We start from the raw sequence: 19608 nt of genomic DNA, 5'->3' as shown, positions 1-19608 counted from the left end.
ATGAACTCACGCCAGCGCCGCGGCGTCATTCTGCTGCTCCTGTCGGTCCTGTGCGCCCTGGGAGCCTTCGCCGGAGTCCTCGTGGTGATCGGCGACGTCAATTCCAAGGTCGGGGCCGAGGTCGTCGCGTACCGCGCCAAGGGTGATATCGCGCCGTACAGTCCCTTGGCGGCCGGGCAGTTCGAGGAAGTCAGGATCCCCAAGCGCTGGCTGTCCGACACCGCCGTCACCGACCTCGGCGCGCTCAAGGACAAGATCGCGCTCACCACGCTGAAGAAGGGCTCGCTGCTCCAGACGGACATGTTCGTCGACCGGCCGCAGCTGCAGCCCGGCGAGCAGGAGATCGCCATCATGATCGACGCGGCGACGGGCGTGGCCGGAAAGATCACCTCCGGCGCCAAGGTCAACATCATCGCCACCTTCAAGGGCGCCAAGGACACCGACCCGTCGCGCTCGGTGATCATCGTCGCCAACGCCCGCGTGCTGGGCGTCGGCAAGCTCACCGCCCTCGACAAGGACAGCGACCGCAAGGGCCCCGCCGAAGCCGTCCCGATCACCTTCGCCCTGAGCACCAAGGACACCCAGCGCGTCGCGTACGCCGAGTCCTTCGCGGAGCACGTACGCCTGGCCCTGGTGGCCCCCGGTACCGACTCGGCGCCCGGCCCGGGCGACCGTACGTACACCCTCGACGGGGACAAGTGAGGCCCGGATGACCACCCGAATCCTCCCCGCGGCCGGCGACCCGGACGCCGCGCGCGCCATCGTGACCCTGCTGAGCCAGCTCCCGTCGGCGGAGCCGGCCGCCCCCGTCCCCGACTCCACGACCCTGCTCGACACCCTGGCCCGGCTGGCCGCCGACTCCATCGACGAACTCCCCGAGGTCGTCCTCGTCCACGAGCGGATCGGCCCCGTGCCCGCGCTGGAGCTCATCCGGGAGGTCGCCCTGCGCTTCCCGGCGGTGGGCGTCGTACTGGTCTCCTCGGACGCCGGCCCGGCGCTGTTCTCCGCCGCGATGGACTCGGGCGCCCGCGGGCTGATCGGCCTCCCGCTCTCCTACGAGGAGTTGGCCGCCCGCGTCCAGGCCGCCGCCCAGTGGTCCGTGGGCGTACGCCGCCACCTGGGCAGGGGCGCTGCCGCCGACGTCTTCACGGGGCCGGGCGGCCGGGTGGTCACCGTCACCGGAGCCAAGGGCGGCGTGGGCGCCACCTTCACCGCCGTGCAGTTCGCGCTGGCCGCCGCCGCCTCGGGACGGCGTACCGCACTGGTCGACATGGACCTCCAGGCGGGCGACGTGGGCTCGTACCTCGACGTGCAGTTCCGGCGTTCCATCGCCGACCTCGCCGGGATCCAGGACATCTCGCCCCGGGTCCTCCAGGACGCGGTCTACGACGACCGCACGGGCCTCGCGCTGCTGCTCGCCCCGGCGGACGGCGAGCGCGGCGAGGAGGTCGACGAGCGGGCCGCCCGGCACATCGTCGGAGCCCTGCGCAGCCGCTACGAACTCGTCGTCATCGACTGCGGTACCCAGGTGACCGGCGCGAACGCCGCCGCGGTGGAGATGGCGGACGTGGCGGTGCTGGTCACCACCCCGGACGTGGTCGCGGTGCGGGCGGCGAAGCGGATGGTCCGGATGTGGGAACGCCTCCAGGTGCGCAAGGCGGAGGACACGGCGATGGTCGTCAACCGCTGGAGCAAGCACACGGAGATCCAGCCCGCCCTGATCGAGAAGATCACCAAGACCCGCGCCACGCGCACCCCGGTCCCGGCGGCCTTCAAGGAACTGCAGGCGGTCGTGGACGCGGGCCGGGTGCAGGACCTGGACAACCGCTCGACGGTGAAACAGGCCCTGTGGACGCTGGCGGGCGAACTGGGCCTGCTCTCGGCCCCGGACACCCCGGCGCCCGCCCCGGGCACGGCCCTGACGCTCCGCGCCTCCGGCCCCGTCTCGCGCCTGCGCCGCGGCCGGGAGGGCTGACGCATGCCGTCGCGCGGAGGGGACCGGGGCCAGGTGGCGATCGAGTTCGCCGGCATGGTCCCGCTGATCCTGCTGCTCGTGGCGGCGGTGTGGGAGTGCGTACTGATCGGCTACGCGTTCTCGCTGGCGGGGAACGCGGCGGACGAGGCGGCGCGGGCGGGGGCGGTGAAGGGGCCCGACGCGTGCGCGGCGGCGGCGAGGCAGCACATCGGGGAGGCCTGGAACCTCCGGGTGGACTGCGGAAGGTCCGGGGACCTCTACAAGGCGACGGTGACGCTCAAGGTCCCCGTCCTGTACCCGGGACTCGACTTCGGCTCGATCGACGGCACGGGCGGCGCGGCGATGGAGAGGGAGGCGGAGTGACATGCGGAGTGACATGAGGCGGCGCATCCGCTCCGGCCGGGGTCGATCCGACCGGGGTCAAGTGGCCCTGGAGTACATCGGCTTCGTGCCGATCCTGCTGTTCGTCGCGCTGTGCGGGATCCAGCTGGGCTGGGTGGCGTACGTCCACGAGCAGGCGGACACCGCCGCGCGCACGGCGGCGCGCGTGGAGGCCCGTCACGGCAGTGGCGGGGAGGCGGCGGGCGTGGCGGCCGTCAGGGAAGGGCTCGGAGCGGTCGTCAGCGTGACCAAGAACGACGACGCCGTCACCGCCGTGGCCACCATCCCCATCAATGCGATCATCCCCGGGCTCGACATCGAGGACGCCAGGGCCACGGCGGTCATGCCCAACGACGACCCAGAGGTGACCGGACCATGAGCCTGCGTTCCCGGGTCAACACCCCCGACGAGCACAACAGCCCGCGCGAGGACGGCCGGCTGGTCTCCTCGTACCGCGGCAAGCTGCTGGAGGAGATCGACCTCGCCGAGATGTCCGCGCTCGCGCCCGCCGAGCGCCGGGCGCGGCTGGAGCGCGTACTCGGCCACATCATCAGCCGCGAAGGACCCGTCCTCTCCACCGTCGAGCGCGCGCAGCTGATCCGCCGGGTCGTCGACGAGGCCCTCGGGCTCGGCGTGCTGGAACCGCTGCTCGAAGACGCCTCGATCTCCGAGATCATGGTCAACGGCCCCGACCAGATCTTCGTCGAGCGCGCCGGCCGCGTCGAGCAGCTCCCCATCCGCTTCGCCTCGCACGAGCAGCTGATGCAGACCATCGAGCGCATCGTATCCACCGTCAACCGCCGGGTGGACGAGGCCAATCCGATGGTCGACGCACGCCTTCCCAGTGGTGAGCGCGTCAACGTCATCATTCCGCCGCTCTCCCTGACGGGTGCCACGCTCACCATCCGCCGCTTCCCGCGCGCCTTCACCCTGCACGAGATGATCGCCCTCGGCTCCCTGGACGAGCAGATGCTGCTCCTCCTGTCGGGCCTGGTCCAGGCGAAGATGAACGTGATCGTCTCGGGCGCCACCGGCACCGGCAAGACCACCCTCCTCAACGCACTCTCCGGCCTGATCCCGGAGGGCGAGCGCATCATCACCATCGAGGACTCGGCCGAACTCCAGCTCCAGCAGGCGCACGTGATCCGCCTCGAATCCCGCCCCGCGAACGTCGAGGGCAAGGGGCAGATCACCATCCGCGACCTCGTACGCAACTCCCTGCGCATGCGCCCCGACCGCATCATCGTCGGCGAGGTCCGCGGCGGCGAGACCCTCGACATGCTCCAGGCGATGTCCACCGGCCACGACGGCTCCCTCGCCACCGTCCACGCGAACAGTGCCGAGGACGCGCTGATGCGTCTGCAGACCCTCGCCTCGATGTCCGAGGTGGAGGTCCCCTTCGAAGCGCTGCAGGACCAGATCAACAGCGCCGTCAACGTCATCGTCCAGCTCACCCGCTTCGGCGACGGAACGCGCCGCGTCACGGAGATCTCCATCCTCGAATCGCACGGCCGCGAACCGTTCAGGATCACGACGGTCTGCCGCTTCGCGGCCCGGCCCATGGGGCCCGACGGCCGCGTCCACGGCTACTTCGAGTACTACCCGCTGCCGCGCCGCATCGCGGAACGCCTCTACATGAACAACCAGCCGATCCCGCAGGCCTTCGGCGTCGCGCTGCCGGACGCACAGCGGGACGCACTGCCGGACGCGCTGCCGGACGACCCCCTCACCGCCCGCATCACTCGGACCGCCCTGTGAACCCACTCATCCTCCTCACCCTCGGCGCCACGCTGCTGGCCTGCGTGCTCGTCGTCGCCGGCCTCCAGGCGTACGCCGCCGGGCGGGCCCAGCGCGCCGCCCTCATCGAGCGCCTCGCGGCGAGCGCGATGCCGGAGCCCCTGGGCCGCCGGCGCCGCTTCCGGGCCGTCGACCGGCGGCTGCGCACGACGAAGCTCGGCCGGCGCATCGAGCTGAAGCTGGCGACCACCGGCCTGGACCTCACGCCGGGCGAGTTCTTCGTCTACATGCTGGGTTCCATCGCGGGCGTCTGGCTCGTCGCGTCCTCCCTCCTCGCGCCGTTCTTCGGTCCGGTGGCGGGCGCGATCGGCGTCTGGGCGGCGAACGCGTTCCTCAACTGGCAGCGCGCGCGGCGCACGGAACGGTTCATCAACCAGCTCCCCGACCTGGCCCGCATCCTCGCCAACGCCACCCAGGCCGGGCTGGCCCTGCGTACGGCCATCGGCATGGCGGCCGAGGAGCTGGAGGCCCCGGCGGGCGAGGAACTCGCGCGCGTCGCCGACCGCCTCGCCGTGGGCCACTCCATCGAGGAGTCGCTCGGCGAGCTCACCGAGCGCCTCCCCTCACGCGAACTGGTCGTCCTGGTCTCCACCCTCGTCCTGTCCGCCCGCGCGGGCGGCGCGATCGTGGAGAGCCTGCGCAACCTCACGGTGACGCTGGAGCAGCGCAAGGAGACCCGTCGCGAGATCCGCACCCAGCTGTCCCAGGTGACGGTGACGGCGTACCTCGTGCCGTCCATCGGGCTCGGCTCGCTGCTGCTGGTCGACATGATGATGCCGGGCGCCCTGGACCGGATGACGGGGGCGTTCCTCGGCCAGACGGCCGTTCTCGTCGCCCTCGGCCTCTTCGCCCTGGGCTTCCTCCTCATCCGCCGCCTGTCGAAGATCGACGTGTGAGGGGGCGGACGGGACGATGACGGGACTCCTTCTCGCACTCGCCGTGGCCCTGTCGGTCTTCGGCGCCTTCCACGGCATCCGCCTCTACCGCGCGGACGTGAAACTGCCCACGGACCTCGCGCTCGCCCTGGAGGTGGGAGCCACCCGTACGACGGCGGTCGGCTCGCTCGTCGACCGCATGGGCATCCGCTGGGCGCCGCTGGTCCTCGGCGCGATGGGCCCGACCAGGGTCGCCCGCAAGCGCCGCCAGATCGACATGGCGGGCAACCCGGCCGGGCTGACGATCGACCGGTACGCGGCCCGGCGGGCGGTGTACGGGGCGCTGGGCGCCGTGGGCGCCTTCTCCATGCTGATCAACGGCCAGCTGGTCGCCGCCCTGCTCATGGTGGCCTTCGGCCTGTTCTGGATCGAGGCCGGCCTGTGGTCGGCCATCAGGGTCCGCCGCGACCACATCGAGCGGACCCTGCCCGACTTCCTGGACGTCCTCGCCGTGGTGGTGAGCGCGGGGCTGGGCTTCCGGCAGGCGCTGGACCGGGTGGCGGACAAGTACGAGGGCCCGTGGGCGGACGAGATCCGCATCACGCTCCAGCAGATGGACATGGGCGTCAGCCGCCGCCAGGCCTTCGACGAGCTGCGCCGGCGCAATGACAGCGAACAGGTCGCGCAGTTCGTGACGGCCCTCCAGCAGGGCGAGGAGCTCGGCTCCCCGATCGTGGACACGCTGATCGCCATCGCCGAGGACATGCGCCGTACGGACGCCCAGAACGCCCGCCGCCGCGCGGCCCGCGCCGTCCCGAAAGCCACCTTCGCGGTCACCATGTTCATGCTGCCCGGCACCTTGATCCTTCTGGTCTGCGGCTTCGTCTACGGCGCGAACGTCGACTTCGGCGCACTGTTCGGGGGTGGCTGAGCCATGGCGGGACCGCGACTGAGCGTGCTCATCGCCGATGGCAACCCGGTCATCAGGACGGGCCTGGCGGCCATCCTGGGCACGGCCGAGGACCTCGACGTCATAGCGCAGGCGGCGGACGGCCGCGAGGCGCTGAGCCTGACCCGCCGGCACGCGCCGGACGTCATCCTGCTGGACGTCCGGATGCCGGGCGTGGACGGGATCTCCGCGTTGCCGCACCTGGTGCAGCTGGCTCCCGTGCTGATGCTGACGTACAGCAGGGAAGCCGAAATCGTCCGCGAGGCCCTGCTGTTGGGCGCCGGGGGCTACCTCGTGCACGGCGAGTTCACGACGGACGAGCTGCTGCGGGCGGTACGTGACGTCCCGCTGGGCCGCCCCCACTTCACCCCGACGGCGGCGAGCGCGCTCCTCGCGGAACTCCGAGCCTCTTCGCATCCGCAACGCGGTATGGCACAGTCTTCTGAGCGGATGCACAACTCTGTTGTCTTCGGGCTGAGTTCCCGGGAGGTGGAGATCATGGATCTGATCGCGTCCGGGATGAGCAATCAGCAGATCGCGGCCGCCTGCTTCATCAGCGAGAAGACGGTCAAGAACCACATCAACCGCATCTTCGCGAAGCTCCAGAGCGCCACGCGCAGCGAGGCGATAGCCCGCTGGCTGGGAACCGCCCGTCCAGGAGTGTCCGGTCATGGGTAGACGGAGTGCGCAGTGGGTCCGTAATTGGGTCCCGGGACCCTTGGTGACGACTGGTGACTCGCCGTACCGTCCGCAGATCGACACCGGTACCGGCCCGGGAGGGAACCCCCATGTCACACAACACGCTGCTGAAGGCCGCCGTGGAGGCGCGGATCAGGGTGAACGGCTGGGCGGACACGACCACGACAAGGCTCCGCCAGCGCCACCCGGCCCGGGACCGCGGCCAGACCGCCTTCGAATACCTGGGCATCATCTTGGTGGTCGTCGTGATCATCGGCGCGATGGTCGGTACGGGTATCGGTACGGCCATCGTGGGCCGCATCACGACGGCGATCGCAAACCTCACCGCCGGCAGTTGAATTCGCGGAAGCCGAATGATCACGGCCAGGTCTTCCCGCTCTATGCGATGGTCGTGGTCGGGATGGTCTTTGCTGCGCTCGCGTTCTTCGCGTTCGGCCAAGCGGCCGTTGTCCGCAGCGATGCGCAGGGAGCGGCCGATGCGGCCGCCTTGGCGGCGGCTCGGGAAGCTCGCGACAATCTGCTGCCGCGATTGGACCTCGCGACGCTCGAGCCTGAGGACTGGCGGGATGTCCTGGATGGGAAGTCCCTCGACTTAGAGGTGGCTTGCAGAGCGGCTGAGGACTTCGCTCGACTGAACGATGCGGAGGGGACGTGTTCACGGTCTTGGCTGCGCTTCACAGTCGAGGTGACCACCGACGGCGTCGTCGGAGATTCGGTCGTGCCAGGAACTCGGGACATGCATGGCAAGGCCAAGGCCGTGGCAGAGGTCGTGCCGCGATGTGAGCTGGGTCCTGCTCCAGCCCCTTCGGCCACTCCGGTTCCTGCGCCGACCGGTTCTTCGGCAGGGAGCCCAGCCGTCATCAAGTGCAAGGGAGGGAAGACCATCAAATTCGACCCTCTGAACCCGGATCCATGGGGCACGCTGGCGCGAAGCCTGTTCGACGTGCGACTTGCTGGCTGACAGCGAACGAGAGACAAGGAAGCTGCTTAGATGAGCGTTCGGTACACGGTAAAGGTCCGCGGGGGAGCGGCCGCTGCGGTTGCGGCGGGGTTGGTCCTTACCTTGGCCGGATGTGGGGGTGACGGCCAAGGCAAAGCGCCTCAGGGCACCCCGACGGCCAACAAGAGCGCAGATGCAGGCGCGCGGCCCCAGCCATCGGCAAGCGGGAGTGAGTCCTCTGCTCCGCCTCAGGTACTCGCCACCATGAACGGCGAAGCCGGCATGGTCCTTACCATCAATGCGGCAGCTCGAGACGCCGGTGGGTTCCTAACCGTCAGTGGACAGATCAAGAACACTGGGGAAAAGGCCTTCGGTAACACGGCCGCCTGGCGCGGTAATGAACTGAATGCGAGCGGCGTGTCGGTCGCTGGAGTCAACCTGGTCGACAAGGTGGGCAAGAAGAGGTATTACGTGCTCCGCGACACAGAGGGGCGATGCCTGTGCACCACAGGAGTGGTCATCATCGAAGCCGGTCAATCCATTCCCTTCTTCGCTCAGTTCCCAGCGCCTCCCGCGAGCACCAGCGAGGTCGAGTTCAACTTTCCGACCTTTGCATCGGCCGGTCTCAAGATCTCCGGGTGACCCCATGACAACACGCCACCACACCACCGCCGCCGCGACGGCCGTCGCCGGCCTCGTCATTGCCGGAGGGCACCTCATCGGAGCCAGCACCGCGTACGCCGATGACGTCAAGCCATCCGTACCCCCCGGCACCGAGCCATCCGCCTCCGCGCCCGTGGCGATCGACTCCAACTCCCCCGGCCTGAAGATCCCGCAGGGCGGAACGCTCGCACCCGTCAAGGTGCTCGACATCGCCGAGGTCGTCGAAGACCTCGGCGGGGAGCAGCGGCGGCAGGAGACCAACCAGACCGTCATGATGGCGCTGCAGTCCGAGGTGCTGTTCCCCGAGAACAGCGCCGTGTTCAACGCGCAGGCCGCCGCGCGGATACAAGCCATCGCCGCCGAGATCAACACGCAGAAGGCCACCCGCGTCCGCGTCTTCGGGTTCACCGACGACCAGGGCAGCTACGAGCACGGCAAGGAGCTGTCCAAGCAGCGCGCCGACGCCGTGCAGGCGGAGCTGGCCAAGACCGTCACCAACCCCTCCGTCGTCTTCGACGTCCGCGGGTACAGCGAGGACTACCCGATCGCCGACAACAGCACGGAGGAAGGCCGCAAGAAGAACCGCCGCGTCGAGATCACCTTCCCCCGCAGCGCGGGCGGCTAGGAGACTGTGCGCCGGCACTCGGCCGCCGCAGTCCTCCCCATGGGCCAGCAGCACGAGTTCCTGTCCGGCAGATCATGTGACCGGTAGGCTCCGGCGATGGAACGCGTAACCGACGTGCCCGAGAGTCTCGCCCAGCCCGCAGCTCAGGCCCGGGTGAACGACTACGACAGTTTCGCCGAGGCGTACTCGGCGGAGAACGAGAACAACCTCGTGAACGCGTACTACGAGCGGCCCGCGATATTGGCCCTCGCCGGAGACGTGGCCGGCCGTCGGATCCTGGACGCCGGCTGTGGCTCAGGCCCCCTGTCCGCTGCCCTACGCGACCGAGGTGCCGTCGTCACCGGCATCGACGCCAGCGCCGGGATGCTGGCGTTGGCCAGGCGGCGGCTCGGTGACGACGTGGCCCTGCACGTGGTCGACCTGAGCGACCGCCTGCCGTTCGCCGACGGTGCGTTCGACGACGTGGTCGCGTCACTGGTGCTGCACTACCTGGAGGACTGGGGGCCGACGCTGGCCGAGTTGCGGCGCGTGCTCAGGCCCGGTGGCCGGCTGATCGCGTCGGTGGACCACCCCTTCGTGGCCTACGCGATCAAGGATCCCCGGCCCGACTATTTCGCGACCACCAGCTACACCTTCGACTGGACGTTCAACGGGCAGTCCGTCCCGATGAGGTTCTGGCGCAAGCCGTTGCACGCGATGACCGATGCCTTCACCACCGCCGGTTTCCGCCTTGCCGTCATCAGCGAGCCGCAGCCCGACCCAGCCGCCCGTGAGCTGTTCCCCGACGACTTCCCTGCCCTTTCGACCAAAGTCAGCTTCCTGTTCTTCGTCGTCGAGGTACCGCCGTCGGCTGCGGGCTCGGGGGACGACTAGGTTCTGTGTGGTCCGCCGTACGGAACCTAGTCGGCCAGGAGGTGGTCGGCCTTGCCCGCCTTGATGTCCCGGATCAGCTGGCGGAGGGCTTCCGCCGTGTCGGTGAGGTACGTGTCCTCCTGGCCGGCGATGGCGATGTAGCTGTTGCCCGCTCCGTCCACCCCGAATCGGTAGCAGCTCGATCCCTCGCCGCAGAACGCGTCTTCCCAGGTGATGTCGGCCATTGGATCTCCTCAGATCTCGCGCGCCAAGTTGTGGATGAAGTCCCGAGATTCGCTGGGGGACAGGCTGATGCGCTCCATCCAGTCCAGATGCGTACGGTACTTCGCGAGCTGCGCCTCGGCATGGACGAATTCGGGTCCATGGGTGCTGTCCACCTGCACGGTGTCGAGCCGAGGAACGGGCCCCTCCAGGTAGTTGACCGTTTGTCCGGCTCCAGGGAATCCGCCCGCCTCGAACGGCAGGACCAGCAAGGTGATGGTGTCCCGTTCCGACATGTGCAGCAAGTACTCAAGCTGAGCCCGGCGCACTTCCCGGCTGCCGAACCGCATCCGCAGAGCCGCTTCGTGAATCACGCCCGCGTACTCCGGCGGCGAGTCGCCGTCCAGCAATCGCTGCCGCTCCAGCCGGTGGGCCAGCCGCACGGCCACCTGCTGTTCCGGCAGCTCGGGAATGACCAGGCGGAAGATCGCCAGCGCGTGGTCACTGGTCTGGAGCATTCCGGGGAGGTGAACCGACTGCGCGTACCGGATGCGGGTCGAGTGCGCCTCCAGCTCCGCGATGTCGAGCAGGGCTGCGGGCAGGACGCCCCTGTAGCGCTCCCACCACCCCCGCTGCCGGGGCTGAGCCATCTCGATCAGGGCGCTGATGTACGGCTCGTCCGCACACTTGCAGTGGCACGCCAGCGCCCGCAACCGCTCCTCGCTGATGGTCCGTACGCCCTGCTCGATGGCCGAGACCTTCGAACGGTCGACGCCGAGCAGCCCGGCTGCCGATTCGGCGGACACGTCGGCCGCGAGCCTCATCTTGCGCAACTCCGCGCCCAGCCGCTTGCGTCGCTCTGTTGGTGATGTCCGGGGAGGCATGGGTGCAGTCTGACGTGTCCCAGAGCGGCGGGACCACGAGTTGGCCCAAATCCCTCATCCAACTGGCCAATTGACCAAGGCTCGCGCTACGGTTAGTAACGCACCGCTCACGCAGGGGAGTTGAAGTGCATCGCCGCAGCATGCCTCGGGCCTCGGCGACGAGCCACGCTTCCCGCCCGCGTCAGCCACCCGTGCGCGCCGAACTCGCCGTAGTCACCTCGACCAGGGAGTCCGCGATGTCCATGCCCACCCACCCCTTCACCGCCTGCCCCGTGTCCCCGCCCGAACCTGCCGGGGACGAGCCCCCCGCGCTCGACACGCTGACCTACAGCCTCACCGTGCCCGGCGCCCCGTACAGCTCGCAGATCGCGCGGTCCGCCGTACGGTCCGTCCTGCACGCGTACCGGCTCGATCCGCTCGCGCCGGCCGCCGTGCAGGTCACCGGTGAACTCATCGCCGCCGCCTGGCACTTGGATCCCGGGCGGAGCCTGTACCTGTCCGTCCGCTACCGCGACGACTGCCTCCGGCTGACCGTCTACGACGGGCACGCGCCCCACGCCCACCCCCGGCTCGCCGCCCACTGCGAGGCGCGGCGGCGCGTCGCCCTGCGGCTCATGGCCGCGGTGGTGCGGTCGTGCGGCGGGGCCTGGGGCTTTGGGGAGTCGCGCGAGCCGGGCGGCGGGACCCGGACCTGGGCGAGTCTGCCCCGGCGCGGGGCGGCAGACTACCTCCGCGCCTGACCGGAGGGATCAGGGGCCGCGGGCCTCGCCTGGACGAGCCGCTCGGCCACCTCGCGGGCCCGCCGCGCCGGTTCGGGGCAGGTGCGCACCACCCCGTACCCCCAGCGCCCGGACGTGCAGGACGACTTCTGGTCCGCCACCACCCCGGTGCCGACGGGCAGCTGACGCGGCGGGTCACCCCTGGTGGTGGGCCTGGGTGATGAGGTCCGTCGCGACCTCCAGGGCCGCCAGGCGGGTTTCCTCCGGGTCGCCCTCCACGTGCTGGAGGAACATCATCCCGGCGTGCAGCGTGAACAGCGCGCTGACGCAGCGGACCTGGTCCGTCAGCGGGCCGTCCTGCGTGCGGAGCAGTTCCACCAGCGTGAAGAGCCGCTTCTTCACCGTCTCGCCGATGCTCAGCTCACGCGTCGTCGCCTGGTTCTCCTGCATGAAGCGGTACAGCGCGGCGCCCGCCGCCATCGCCTCGCTGTAGCGCCGCAGCACCTCGCGCTTGGTCTCCAGGGTGCGCGGCTGCTCCTCCGCCCATGCGATCAGCTCGTCGATGGGCCGCGTCAGGTCCTCGAAGAGGCTGATGATGATGTCTTCCTTGGTCTTGAAGTGGTAGTACAGCGCCGCCTTCGTGACCTCCAGCCGCTCCGCGATCTCGCGCAGCGACGTCTTCTCGTACCCCTGCTCGACGAAGAGCTCCAGTGCGACGTCCTGGATGCGCTGACGCGTGTCGCCACGGCGGCGCTGCGGACTGCTGCTGGACATGACTCTCCCCACTTACTTACTTGACGCCCGGCTAGTTACGGGTCTACCGTCCCCAGTGTAGTGAACTAGCCGGTCGGCAAGTAAGTGCCCGGTGTGAGAAGAAGTGCCGAAGTGCCGAAGCGCCGAAGTGGCAGGGCCAGGGGGAGTGACATGGTGGAAACGGTCAAACCTGCGGAGAGCTCCGAGGAGGTGAAACCGCGCAGCGTACGGGTCGTCCTCATGGCGCTCATGATCGCGATGCTGCTGGCCATGCTCGACAACATGATCATAGGCACCGCGATGCCCACGATCGTCGGCGAGCTCGGCGGCCTGGAACACCTCTCCTGGGTGGTCACCGCCTACACGCTGGCCACCGCCGCCTCCACCCCCATCTGGGGCAAGATCGGCGACATGTACGGGCGGAAGGGCTCCTTCCTCACCTCGATCGTCATCTTCCTGATCGGCTCCGTGCTCAGCGGCATGGCCCAGGACATGGGGCAGCTGATCGGCTTCCGCGCGATCCAGGGCCTCGGCGCCGGCGGTCTGATGGTCGGCGTGATGGCGATCATCGGCGACCTGATCCCGCCCCGTGAGCGCGGCAAGTACCAGGGCATGATGGCCGGCGTGATGGCCCTCGCCATGATCGGTGGCCCGCTCGTCGGCGGCACCATCACCGACCACATGGGCTGGCGCTGGTCCTTCTACATCAACCTGCCGCTCGGCGCCGTGGCGCTCGCCATGGTGACCGCCGTGCTGCACCTGCCCAAGAAGCCGGCGCAGGCGGAGCGCCCGAAGATCGACTACCTGGGCGCGGCGCTGCTGACGGTCGCCATCACCTCCACCGTGCTCGTCACGACTTGGGGCGGCACCGAGTACGCCTGGGGTTCGGGCGAGATACTCGGCCTCGTCGCCGTCGGCGTGCTGTCGACCGCCGGCTTCCTCTACGCCGAGACCAAGGCGGCCGAGCCGGTCATGCCGCTGCACATCTTCCGCAGCCGCAACTTCACCCTCATGTCCGTGATCGGTTTCCTCGTCGGCTTCGCGATGTTCGGCGCCGTGCTCTACCTCCCGCTGTTCCAGCAGTCGGTGCAGGGCGCCTCCGCCACCAACTCCGGCCTGCTCCTGCTGCCCCTGCTGCTCTCGATGATGGTCGTCTCGCTGATCGCGGGCCGCGTCACCACCAACAGCGGCAAGTACAAGATCTTCCCGATCGTAGGCGGCGCGCTCATGGTCGTCGGGCTCTTCCTGCTCGCGACGATGGACACCGGCACCACCCGCCTCGTGTCGGGTCTCTACATGGCCGTCCTCGGCGCCGGCCTCGGCTTCCTGATGCAGATCACCATGCTGGTCGCGCAGAACAGCGTCGACATGAAGGACATGGGAGTCGCCTCCTCCTCGGCGACCCTGTTCCGTACGCTCGGCGGTTCCTTCGGCGTGGCCCTGATGGGCTCCCTCTTCACCACCCGGGTCACGGACACCATGTCCGACCGCCTGGGCCCGGAGGCCGCGGGCGCGGCGGGCTCAGCCCAGCTGGACGCCGCGAGCCTGGCGAAGCTGCCCGAGGCCGTACGCGACGCCTACCAGCACGCGGTGGCCGCCGGCACGCACTCCGCGTTCCTGCTCGGCGCGGCCATCGCCGTACTGGGCTTCGCTGCCGCCTGGTTCGTCAAGGAGGTCCCGCTCCGGGGCGCGGGCCCGGCCCCGGCCGGCGGCGCGGACGGCGGCGCGGACGGCGCGGACGGCGCGGGCGGCGCGCCCGACAGCGCTGTCCGCAGCGCTGCGGACAGCGACAAGGGCGCCCCGGCTCCGCAGGAGTCCGTAGCGCGCTGACCCCCCTCGCGACAGCCCGGCCCCGGTGGACGAACGGATCCACCGGGGCCGGGCTCTTCCCGTAGACGCCAAAGTCCCATCAGTCCCACTCGTCCCATTACGCAGACTTTATTGGGCAATTGACGGGAACCTCTCGCCGGCGACGCACGTCCTGATCCACAGAACGCTCACGCAGCGGACGGGGAGGGGCAGTTCATGGGGTTCTTGGCGCGTGCGCACACGAAGGGCGTCCGGGCCGGTGCCGCCGTCGTGGCCTCGGCCGCCGCTGTGGCGGCGACGGTGTGGGGCGTGACGACCCTGGTGGAACCGGACAGCACCGCGGCCCAGCAGAACGTGTCCGGGCCGAAGGGCACCGACAACTCCGGCCGGGGCGACGGCGGTCAGCCGGCGCAGCAGCCGCCGCGAATACCCGAGGGCATAGCCCACGCGTCGGAGAGCGGCGCGAACGCGGTCAACATCACCATCGATGACGGCCCCGACCCCCGCTGGACCCCCAAGGTGCTGGACGTACTCCGGAAGCACGACGTCAAGGCGACCTTCTGCATGGTGGGGCCGCAGGCCAAGGCCCACCCCGACCTGGTGAAGAAGGTGGTCGCGTCCGGCCACCGGCTCTGCGACCACACCATGGACCACGACACGGCCATGGACAAGAAGCCCGTCGCCTACCAGGAGCAGCAGATCCTGGACGCGAAGAAGCTGATCGAGGAAGCCGCGGGCAGCGGCGCGAAGGTCGAGTACTACCGCGCCCCCGGCGGCGCGTTCACCCCCGACAGCCGGCGCATCGCGGCCGCGAACGGCATGCGCCCACTCGGCTGGAACGTCGACACCAAAGACTTCGACAAGCCGGGCGCGGGCGCCATCGTCGACGCCGTCAAGCGCGAGATGGGCAACGGCCCGACCGTGCTCTTCCACGACGGCGGCGGCAACCGCGCGCAGACCGTCGAGGCCCTCGACCAGGTGCTGGCCTGGCTGAAGGAGCAGGGCCGGCCGACCGGCTTCCCGGTCCGCACGGCCCCCGACACCCCCTGATCCGCCGTCCGGACACGCCGTCCGGACACGCCGTCCACCCGGCGAACGGGTGAGGGTCGACCACGCGGACCCGCCCGCGTTGTTCCCTGGTCGGGCACGGACGTACGCACGCCCGACCAGGAGGCTCCTGTGACCATCGCCCCCGGCAAACTGTCCGACCCCGTCGTCGGCGCCCTCGTCACCGCGGTCAACGCGCACGACAAGGACGCCTTCCTCGCGCTCCTGACCGCCGACGCGACCATGTCCGACGACGGCTCCGACCGCGACCTCCACGAGTGGATCGACCGGGAGATCTTCGAATCCACCGGCCACATGGACGTCCAGTCCGAGTCCGACGGCGGCCGCTCCCTCGTCGTCGACTACCGCAACGACACCTGGGGCGTGATGCGCACCGCCTGGCGCTTCACCATCGCCCCCGGCGGCGGGCGGATCAGCCGCTTCGAGACCGGCCAGGCTTGAGCGGGGCCCGGGTCACAGCGCCCGGGCCACCTTCAGCACCGCCGCCGTCAGACCGCACCCGCTCCTCGTACACCTCCTGGAGCGACTTCCCCGTCGCCCGCCGCACCACCTCGCCCGTCAGCGCGCCGATCACGAAGGCGTGGTAGCCGTACGCCGTCCCGGGCTGATCGAGTAGACCCCGCTCAGGGTGTCCGCGCCGGATCCCCCCGGAGATCGCATCGTCGTATCTGACTACGCCCAACGGCAGTTGATCATCTGGTATTCCGGGACGGGAGCACTCCCGTACGGGTGAAAGGGCGCCCCGTGTCGTTCCGGCCCGCCGGAGGGCCCGTTGGTCCGGGCATGAAGCACACACGCATCGCCGCTTTCGCCCTCGCCACCGCCGCGGCGGCCCTCGCACCCGCCCTCGTCCAGCCGGCCACCGCCGCGGAGGCAACGGCGTACCTCCAGGACCCGGCAGGCGGCGAGAAGACCATGAAGTCCCTGTGGACCAAGGACGAGATGCACAAGGTGGAGGGGCAATTCCGCTTCCACCCCGGGGTCCAGTACAAGACGGTCACCCGCCCCGGCCCGGCGGGCGCGCCGGAGTACGAGCGTCAGGTCCCCGACCCGAAGACCCTGGCGTGGCAGCCCTCGTACGAGTTCGCCTGGGCGGTGTCGGACTCGACGGTGGTGAAGAAGGCGGTGACGGTCAAGGAGGGCGAGCACCCGATCGTCGTGCACGCGGTGCTGCGGACCCCCAAGGGGGCCAAGGCGGGGGAGGTGCGCAAGGAGCTGACCGGGAAGCCGGCGACCGGGCGCGAGAAGGTCGCGGGCAGCAAGCGGATCGCGTGTGACACCGGCGAGTACACGGTGGAGTGGTCGGTCACGCGCTCGGGCTACGGGACGCTCACGGGCACGCTGCGCTGGAACTCCAGCTGCGAGCAGTACCGGACGGCGTTCGCCTCGGACCACGGACAGCAACGCTGAGGGTCTGATGAGCTCTGGCGAGGTCTGGTGAGGGCCTGTAGAGGGTCTCGCTGGGGCCGGCCGCCCCGCGCACCTCGTGAGTGCTCGGCGGGCGACTGGGCCGCGGCCTTGGATCAAGTGCCGTAGTGGCCATGGTGCCGCACGGGGTGGTCTGCGGCAGGGTGCGAAGGCCCCGTGTCGAGGGGCTTTTCAGTGCTTCTTGGAGGCCTGGGCGGCCTGCGACGCGATGTCCTCGAGGACGTTCTTCGGGTCGGTGCCCGGTTCCAGGGCGCGCCCGATGTTGCGCTTGATGGTGTCGCTGACCGTCAGCCAGGACGGGTCGTTGACCGGGTAGAGCTGGGCGCCGCGCAGCGCGTTCAGGAACTGCTGGTCGTTCTTGTCCAGGCCGCCGCCGGCCGGGGTGCGCGAGGCGGTGACGGTGGACGGCAGCAAGTGGTAGCGGCCGGCGAAGTCCGACAGGTTCTTGTCCTGGTAGATGAAGTCCAGGAACACGCTGATCTCCGCCCGCTTTCCGTTCTGCTTGAACGCCATCATCCAGTCGGCCACGCCGACCGCCGGCGGGATCTCCCCGGTACCCAGGTTGTCCGACACGGGCATGCTGGTGGTGCCGACGCCGATGCCCTTGGCGCGCGCCTCGTGGGCGAGCGAGGGGTAGCCGTTGAGCATGCCGACCTCGCCGCGCAGGAAGGCGGCGAAGGCGTCGGCGCGGTTCAGCTGGGACGGCTGGGTGGGGCCGGTCAGGCCGGAGGCGACCATGTTCTCCTTGACCCAGCGCCAGGTGTGGATGTTCTGGTCGGAGGCCAGGCTGTAGTTGCCGCTGCTGTCGGCGTAGCCGCCGCCGTTGCTCAGCTCCCAGATCATCGCCTCGGCGTGCGCCTCCTCGGGCCCCAGGGGAAGGGCGTACGGGTACTTCACGCCCTTGTCCTTGAGCGCCTTGGAGGCGGCCTTGAGTTCGGACCAGGTCTTGGGCGCTTCCTTGATGCCGGCCTTGCTGAAGAGCGCCTCGTTGTAGAAGAGGAGACGGCTGCTCGCCACGAAGGGCAGACCGTAGAGGGTGTTGCCGACGGTACCGGCATCGGCGAGCGGCTGGAGAAAATTCGCCTCGGCGGTGACCGAGAGGAGTTCGTCCGCGGGATAGAGCTTGCCCTGGGCGGCGAAGTCCGAGTAAGAGCCCATGAGCGCGACATCCGGCGCCTTGCCGGCCTTGACCATGCGGGAGACCTCGCGGTCGATGTCGGCCCACGGCAGGAGCTTGACCTCCACCTTGATTCCGGGGTGCGCCGCGGTGAAATCGGCCGTCAGCTTGTCCCAGAAGGCCTTGGAACTGGTGGCCGGAGTGTCGCCGTATTCGGCGGCGACCAGATGCAGCGTACCGCCGTCACCTGCACCGGCTCCGGAACCACCGCATCCGGTCAGAGGTATCAGCAGGCCGAGCACGACCGTGGTGGCGGCCGAGCTGAAGATTCTTCGTCGCACGGGTGTATTCCCCTGATTTTCTTTGGATCCCGTTATTACTTATGAGTTGCTCCGGGCTGCGGTGTCCCTCGATGGCCCGTTGGCCGGAATTCTCTCCTGAGGGCGGGGTGGTTGATTCCAGTGGGGCCGCCCTTGTGTTCAATGCTCCAAGTACGGCTTTTCCGGCTGGTGTTTTCCCATATGTGATCGGCGAAGGGGACGCGCGTAGACATGCCGAAAAGCCCGTTTCCGGTCACGGAACGGGCTGTTGTGCGGCTACGGCCGGTCGACCGGGCCTCCGGTCGGCTAGTCGGCGAACTCGCCGGCGTACGGGTCGGGCTCGCCCGTCTCCGGGTTGCGGCCCTCCTGCCACCGGCGCTGGGCCTTGCGCCAGTGCACGAAGCTGAGGTGGCCGCCGTCCCAGAAGGTGATGCTGACGGGGCTCACGTCGAACTCGTCGGAGCAGAGCCGGTAGAGGAATTCGGCCATGCCGTACGGATACACCGCGAAGGAGTCGGCGGTGTGCCGCCCGCAGACCAGGACCGGCCACCGGTCCGGGTCGGGGTCGGAGGTCAGCCAGCACAGGATGTCCGACCCGCCGGTGACGCCCCAGGCGATGATCGACTCCGGGTCCACGTCGAAGGCGGAACGGCCGCCCTCCGCCTCCCAGGCCTGCCGGACGTTGTCGGTCTCCTCGGCCATCCCGGCCGGGTCCCACTGGAGTCCGGGCTTGGGCAGCGGCAGCAGGATGCTGGCCTCGCCGTTGATGGAGCCCGCGCCGAAGCGGCCCATGAACGCGACGAAATCCGCCGGGAACCGGGTCCCCCAGGCCGCCTCGGCCGCCTGCCAGTCGATGTCCTCGTCGGCGCCGTGCGTCGCCGGCATGATCTGCTCCAGCGCCTTGATCCGCGCGTTCTCCGTCATGCCGCTCCCCTGTTGCCCCAGCTCAACCGCCCCAACCTACTGCCGGGAAGAGGTGGCGCCTAGCCGCGTGTGAGACGTCCGGGTACATCCACTTCCAGGGTGGTTCCGACGCGCAGCCCCCAGCCGGCCATGGCGCCGGCCGCCGCCTCCAGGACGTGGCGGGAGCGGAGCCGGGGCAGCCCGAGCCGGCCGGGGGGCATGGTGACCACGGCGAGCACGTCGAGGTTCCGGTCGAGGTACGCCACGTCGATCGCGAACCGCATGCGGAAGGTGTGCACGCTCGCCGCCGGGGTCAGGAGCATCGCCCCGTCGATTCCGTCGCGGCCGAGGAGGCCGCGGGTCCTGGCGGTGTAGGAGGCGGCGACCTCCAAGGGGATGCGGTCTGCGCCGATTCGCAGGGTGCCGGTGCCGTCCTGCCAGTTCGTCATGCCGGCCAGCCTAGGGGGGCGGGGCGCCGCTGCGCGGAGCTGGTCCCCGCCCCGCCCTTTCTCCGTTTCCCGGGGCTCCGCCCCGGACCCCGCGCCTCAAACGCCGGCGGGGCTGAAAAGAGCGGGGCTCCGCCCCGGACCCCGCGCCTCAAACGCCGGCGGGGCTGGATTGTGCCCGGC

The 19608-nt window shown here is 69.8% G+C and carries 24 protein-coding genes and 1 pseudogene; 18 read left to right on the top strand and 7 right to left on the bottom strand.

All coding sequences use genetic code 11. The features are described from left to right. The 13 genes from cpaB to ACZ4TV_RS26195 all read left to right on the top strand — a co-directional run bounded on the left by cpaB (position 1) and on the right by ACZ4TV_RS26195 (position 9777). A complete protein-coding gene (gene cpaB, locus ACZ4TV_RS26255) occupies positions 1-702 on the top strand; it encodes a Flp pilus assembly protein CpaB (protein WP_468137382.1) in 702 nt (233 codons plus the stop codon). A gap of 7 nt (positions 703-709) precedes the next feature. Further along, positions 710-1975, top strand: a complete 1266-nt coding sequence (locus ACZ4TV_RS26250) for an AAA family ATPase (protein ID WP_468137381.1) — start codon at positions 710-712, stop codon at positions 1973-1975. A gap of 3 nt (positions 1976-1978) precedes the next feature. Further along, a complete protein-coding gene (locus ACZ4TV_RS26245) occupies positions 1979-2338 on the top strand; it encodes a TadE/TadG family type IV pilus assembly protein (RefSeq protein ID WP_468137379.1) in 360 nt (119 codons plus the stop codon). A gap of 61 nt (positions 2339-2399) precedes the next feature. Next, positions 2400-2735 carry a TadE/TadG family type IV pilus assembly protein gene (locus ACZ4TV_RS26240; protein WP_468137378.1) on the top strand — a complete coding sequence of 112 codons (336 nt, stop codon included), beginning with the start codon at positions 2400-2402 and terminating at the stop codon, positions 2733-2735. After that, positions 2732-4114 carry a CpaF family protein gene (locus tag ACZ4TV_RS26235; protein ID WP_468137376.1) on the top strand — a complete coding sequence of 461 codons (1383 nt, stop codon included), beginning with the start codon at positions 2732-2734 and terminating at the stop codon, positions 4112-4114. The genes ACZ4TV_RS26240 and ACZ4TV_RS26235 overlap by 4 nt, the downstream gene beginning before the upstream one ends. Then, positions 4111-5049: a type II secretion system F family protein gene (locus ACZ4TV_RS26230; RefSeq protein ID WP_468137375.1), complete on the top strand. Its 939-nt coding sequence runs from the start codon at positions 4111-4113 to the stop codon at positions 5047-5049. Before ACZ4TV_RS26235 ends, ACZ4TV_RS26230 begins: the two co-directional genes overlap by 4 nt. 16 nt (positions 5050-5065) lie before the next feature. Continuing rightward, positions 5066-5959 (top strand): DUF5936 domain-containing protein, encoded by an 894-nt coding sequence (locus ACZ4TV_RS26225; RefSeq protein ID WP_468137374.1) that lies wholly within the window; start codon positions 5066-5068, stop codon positions 5957-5959. A 3-nt stretch (positions 5960-5962) separates the two neighbouring features. Next, positions 5963-6655, top strand: coding sequence for a response regulator (locus tag ACZ4TV_RS26220; protein WP_468137372.1), 693 nt, complete (start codon positions 5963-5965; stop codon positions 6653-6655). Between the two features lie 110 nt (positions 6656-6765). Beyond that, the gene (locus ACZ4TV_RS26215) at positions 6766-7014 is read left to right on the top strand and encodes a hypothetical protein (RefSeq protein WP_468137370.1); all 249 of its coding nucleotides are present in this window, start codon (positions 6766-6768) and stop codon (positions 7012-7014) included. Then, positions 7011-7637 carry a pilus assembly protein TadG-related protein gene (locus tag ACZ4TV_RS26210; RefSeq protein ID WP_468137368.1) on the top strand — a complete coding sequence of 209 codons (627 nt, stop codon included), beginning with the start codon at positions 7011-7013 and terminating at the stop codon, positions 7635-7637. The genes ACZ4TV_RS26215 and ACZ4TV_RS26210 overlap by 4 nt, the downstream gene beginning before the upstream one ends. 243 nt (positions 7638-7880) lie before the next feature. Then, positions 7881-8258, top strand: a complete 378-nt coding sequence (locus ACZ4TV_RS26205) for a hypothetical protein (protein ID WP_468137367.1) — start codon at positions 7881-7883, stop codon at positions 8256-8258. Positions 8259-8262: 4 nt separating this feature from the next. Next, positions 8263-8904, top strand: coding sequence for an OmpA family protein (locus ACZ4TV_RS26200; RefSeq protein ID WP_468137365.1), 642 nt, complete (start codon positions 8263-8265; stop codon positions 8902-8904). Between the two features lie 96 nt (positions 8905-9000). Beyond that, positions 9001-9777, top strand: coding sequence for a class I SAM-dependent methyltransferase (locus ACZ4TV_RS26195; RefSeq protein WP_468137364.1), 777 nt, complete (start codon positions 9001-9003; stop codon positions 9775-9777). Positions 9778-9803: 26 nt separating this feature from the next. Here ACZ4TV_RS26195 and ACZ4TV_RS26190 read toward each other — a convergent pair whose 3' ends face one another. Both ACZ4TV_RS26190 and ACZ4TV_RS26185 read right to left on the bottom strand, forming a co-directional pair. Next, positions 9804-10001 (bottom strand): hypothetical protein, encoded by a 198-nt coding sequence (locus ACZ4TV_RS26190; protein WP_468137363.1) that lies wholly within the window; start codon positions 9999-10001, stop codon positions 9804-9806. A gap of 9 nt (positions 10002-10010) precedes the next feature. Continuing rightward, positions 10011-10862 (bottom strand): helix-turn-helix domain-containing protein, encoded by an 852-nt coding sequence (locus tag ACZ4TV_RS26185; protein WP_468137362.1) that lies wholly within the window; start codon positions 10860-10862, stop codon positions 10011-10013. 236 nt (positions 10863-11098) lie between these two features. Between ACZ4TV_RS26185 and ACZ4TV_RS26180 the strand changes: the two genes are divergently transcribed. Then, the gene (locus ACZ4TV_RS26180) at positions 11099-11602 is read left to right on the top strand and encodes an ATP-binding protein (protein ID WP_468137361.1); all 504 of its coding nucleotides are present in this window, start codon (positions 11099-11101) and stop codon (positions 11600-11602) included. 174 nt (positions 11603-11776) lie between these two features. Here ACZ4TV_RS26180 and ACZ4TV_RS26175 read toward each other — a convergent pair whose 3' ends face one another. Continuing rightward, a complete protein-coding gene (locus ACZ4TV_RS26175; protein ID WP_468137360.1) occupies positions 11777-12355 on the bottom strand; it encodes a TetR/AcrR family transcriptional regulator in 579 nt (192 codons plus the stop codon). 150 nt (positions 12356-12505) lie between these two features. Here ACZ4TV_RS26175 and ACZ4TV_RS26170 point away from each other — a divergent pair, with 150 nt between their 5' ends. The 3 genes from ACZ4TV_RS26170 to ACZ4TV_RS26160 all read left to right on the top strand — a co-directional run bounded on the left by ACZ4TV_RS26170 (position 12506) and on the right by ACZ4TV_RS26160 (position 15652). Continuing rightward, entirely contained in the window at positions 12506-14164 is a 1659-nt protein-coding gene (locus ACZ4TV_RS26170; protein ID WP_468137359.1) for an MDR family MFS transporter, read from the top strand. Between the two features lie 195 nt (positions 14165-14359). Beyond that, positions 14360-15193: a polysaccharide deacetylase family protein gene (locus tag ACZ4TV_RS26165; RefSeq protein ID WP_468137358.1), complete on the top strand. Its 834-nt coding sequence runs from the start codon at positions 14360-14362 to the stop codon at positions 15191-15193. Between the two features lie 129 nt (positions 15194-15322). Further along, a complete protein-coding gene (locus ACZ4TV_RS26160) occupies positions 15323-15652 on the top strand; it encodes a nuclear transport factor 2 family protein (protein WP_468137357.1) in 330 nt (109 codons plus the stop codon). A 40-nt stretch (positions 15653-15692) separates the two neighbouring features. On the opposite strand, the pseudogene ACZ4TV_RS26155 reads toward ACZ4TV_RS26160, so the two are convergent. Then, positions 15693-15818: pseudogene (locus tag ACZ4TV_RS26155) on the bottom strand (serine hydrolase); the annotation flags it as partial. 176 nt (positions 15819-15994) lie between these two features. Between ACZ4TV_RS26155 and ACZ4TV_RS26150 the strand changes: the two are divergent. Next, positions 15995-16621, top strand: coding sequence for a hypothetical protein (locus ACZ4TV_RS26150; protein WP_468137355.1), 627 nt, complete (start codon positions 15995-15997; stop codon positions 16619-16621). A gap of 189 nt (positions 16622-16810) precedes the next feature. Here the strand turns inward: ACZ4TV_RS26150 and ACZ4TV_RS26145 are convergent, their stop codons facing one another. From ACZ4TV_RS26145 to ACZ4TV_RS26135, 3 genes are all read right to left on the bottom strand, one after another. After that, a complete protein-coding gene (locus ACZ4TV_RS26145; RefSeq protein WP_468137353.1) occupies positions 16811-18097 on the bottom strand; it encodes an extracellular solute-binding protein in 1287 nt (428 codons plus the stop codon). 285 nt (positions 18098-18382) lie between these two features. Further along, positions 18383-19000 carry an SMI1/KNR4 family protein gene (locus tag ACZ4TV_RS26140; protein ID WP_468137351.1) on the bottom strand — a complete coding sequence of 206 codons (618 nt, stop codon included), beginning with the start codon at positions 18998-19000 and terminating at the stop codon, positions 18383-18385. 59 nt (positions 19001-19059) lie between these two features. Further along, positions 19060-19428 (bottom strand): DUF192 domain-containing protein, encoded by a 369-nt coding sequence (locus tag ACZ4TV_RS26135; protein WP_468137349.1) that lies wholly within the window; start codon positions 19426-19428, stop codon positions 19060-19062. Between the last annotated feature and the right edge of the window lie 180 nt (positions 19429-19608).

Source organism: Streptomyces sp. NPDC028910 (assembly GCF_055564955.1).
The sequence above is the reverse complement of the archived record's forward strand: the minus strand, read 5'-3'. Positions and strand labels throughout refer to the sequence as shown.

Excerpts from the sequence above, each read along its gene's own strand:
- ACZ4TV_RS26245 (WP_468137379.1), top strand. The coding sequence starts at position 1,979 with ATGCCGTCGCGCGGAGGGGACCGGGGCCAGGTGGCGATCGAGTTCGCC.
- ACZ4TV_RS26150 (WP_468137355.1), top strand. The coding sequence starts at position 15,995 with ATGAAGCACACACGCATCGCCGCTTTCGCCCTCGCCACCGCCGCGGCG.
- ACZ4TV_RS26220 (WP_468137372.1), top strand. The coding sequence starts at position 5,963 with ATGGCGGGACCGCGACTGAGCGTGCTCATCGCCGATGGCAACCCGGTC.
- ACZ4TV_RS26195 (WP_468137364.1), top strand. The coding sequence starts at position 9,001 with ATGGAACGCGTAACCGACGTGCCCGAGAGTCTCGCCCAGCCCGCAGCT.
- ACZ4TV_RS26175 (WP_468137360.1), bottom strand. The coding sequence starts at position 12,355 with ATGTCCAGCAGCAGTCCGCAGCGCCGCCGTGGCGACACGCGTCAGCGC.
- ACZ4TV_RS26185 (WP_468137362.1), bottom strand. The coding sequence starts at position 10,862 with ATGCCTCCCCGGACATCACCAACAGAGCGACGCAAGCGGCTGGGCGCG.
- ACZ4TV_RS26215 (WP_468137370.1), top strand. The coding sequence starts at position 6,766 with ATGTCACACAACACGCTGCTGAAGGCCGCCGTGGAGGCGCGGATCAGG.
- ACZ4TV_RS26225 (WP_468137374.1), top strand. The coding sequence starts at position 5,066 with ATGACGGGACTCCTTCTCGCACTCGCCGTGGCCCTGTCGGTCTTCGGC.
- ACZ4TV_RS26165 (WP_468137358.1), top strand. The coding sequence starts at position 14,360 with ATGGGGTTCTTGGCGCGTGCGCACACGAAGGGCGTCCGGGCCGGTGCC.
- ACZ4TV_RS26140 (WP_468137351.1), bottom strand. The coding sequence starts at position 19,000 with ATGACGGAGAACGCGCGGATCAAGGCGCTGGAGCAGATCATGCCGGCG.
- ACZ4TV_RS26250 (WP_468137381.1), top strand. The coding sequence starts at position 710 with ATGACCACCCGAATCCTCCCCGCGGCCGGCGACCCGGACGCCGCGCGC.
- ACZ4TV_RS26205 (WP_468137367.1), top strand. The coding sequence starts at position 7,881 with ATGAACGGCGAAGCCGGCATGGTCCTTACCATCAATGCGGCAGCTCGA.
- ACZ4TV_RS26235 (WP_468137376.1), top strand. The coding sequence starts at position 2,732 with ATGAGCCTGCGTTCCCGGGTCAACACCCCCGACGAGCACAACAGCCCG.
- ACZ4TV_RS26135 (WP_468137349.1), bottom strand. The coding sequence starts at position 19,428 with ATGACGAACTGGCAGGACGGCACCGGCACCCTGCGAATCGGCGCAGAC.
- cpaB (WP_468137382.1), top strand. The coding sequence starts at position 1 with ATGAACTCACGCCAGCGCCGCGGCGTCATTCTGCTGCTCCTGTCGGTC.
- ACZ4TV_RS26170 (WP_468137359.1), top strand. The coding sequence starts at position 12,506 with ATGGTGGAAACGGTCAAACCTGCGGAGAGCTCCGAGGAGGTGAAACCG.
- ACZ4TV_RS26180 (WP_468137361.1), top strand. The coding sequence starts at position 11,099 with ATGTCCATGCCCACCCACCCCTTCACCGCCTGCCCCGTGTCCCCGCCC.
- ACZ4TV_RS26190 (WP_468137363.1), bottom strand. The coding sequence starts at position 10,001 with ATGGCCGACATCACCTGGGAAGACGCGTTCTGCGGCGAGGGATCGAGC.
- ACZ4TV_RS26200 (WP_468137365.1), top strand. The coding sequence starts at position 8,263 with ATGACAACACGCCACCACACCACCGCCGCCGCGACGGCCGTCGCCGGC.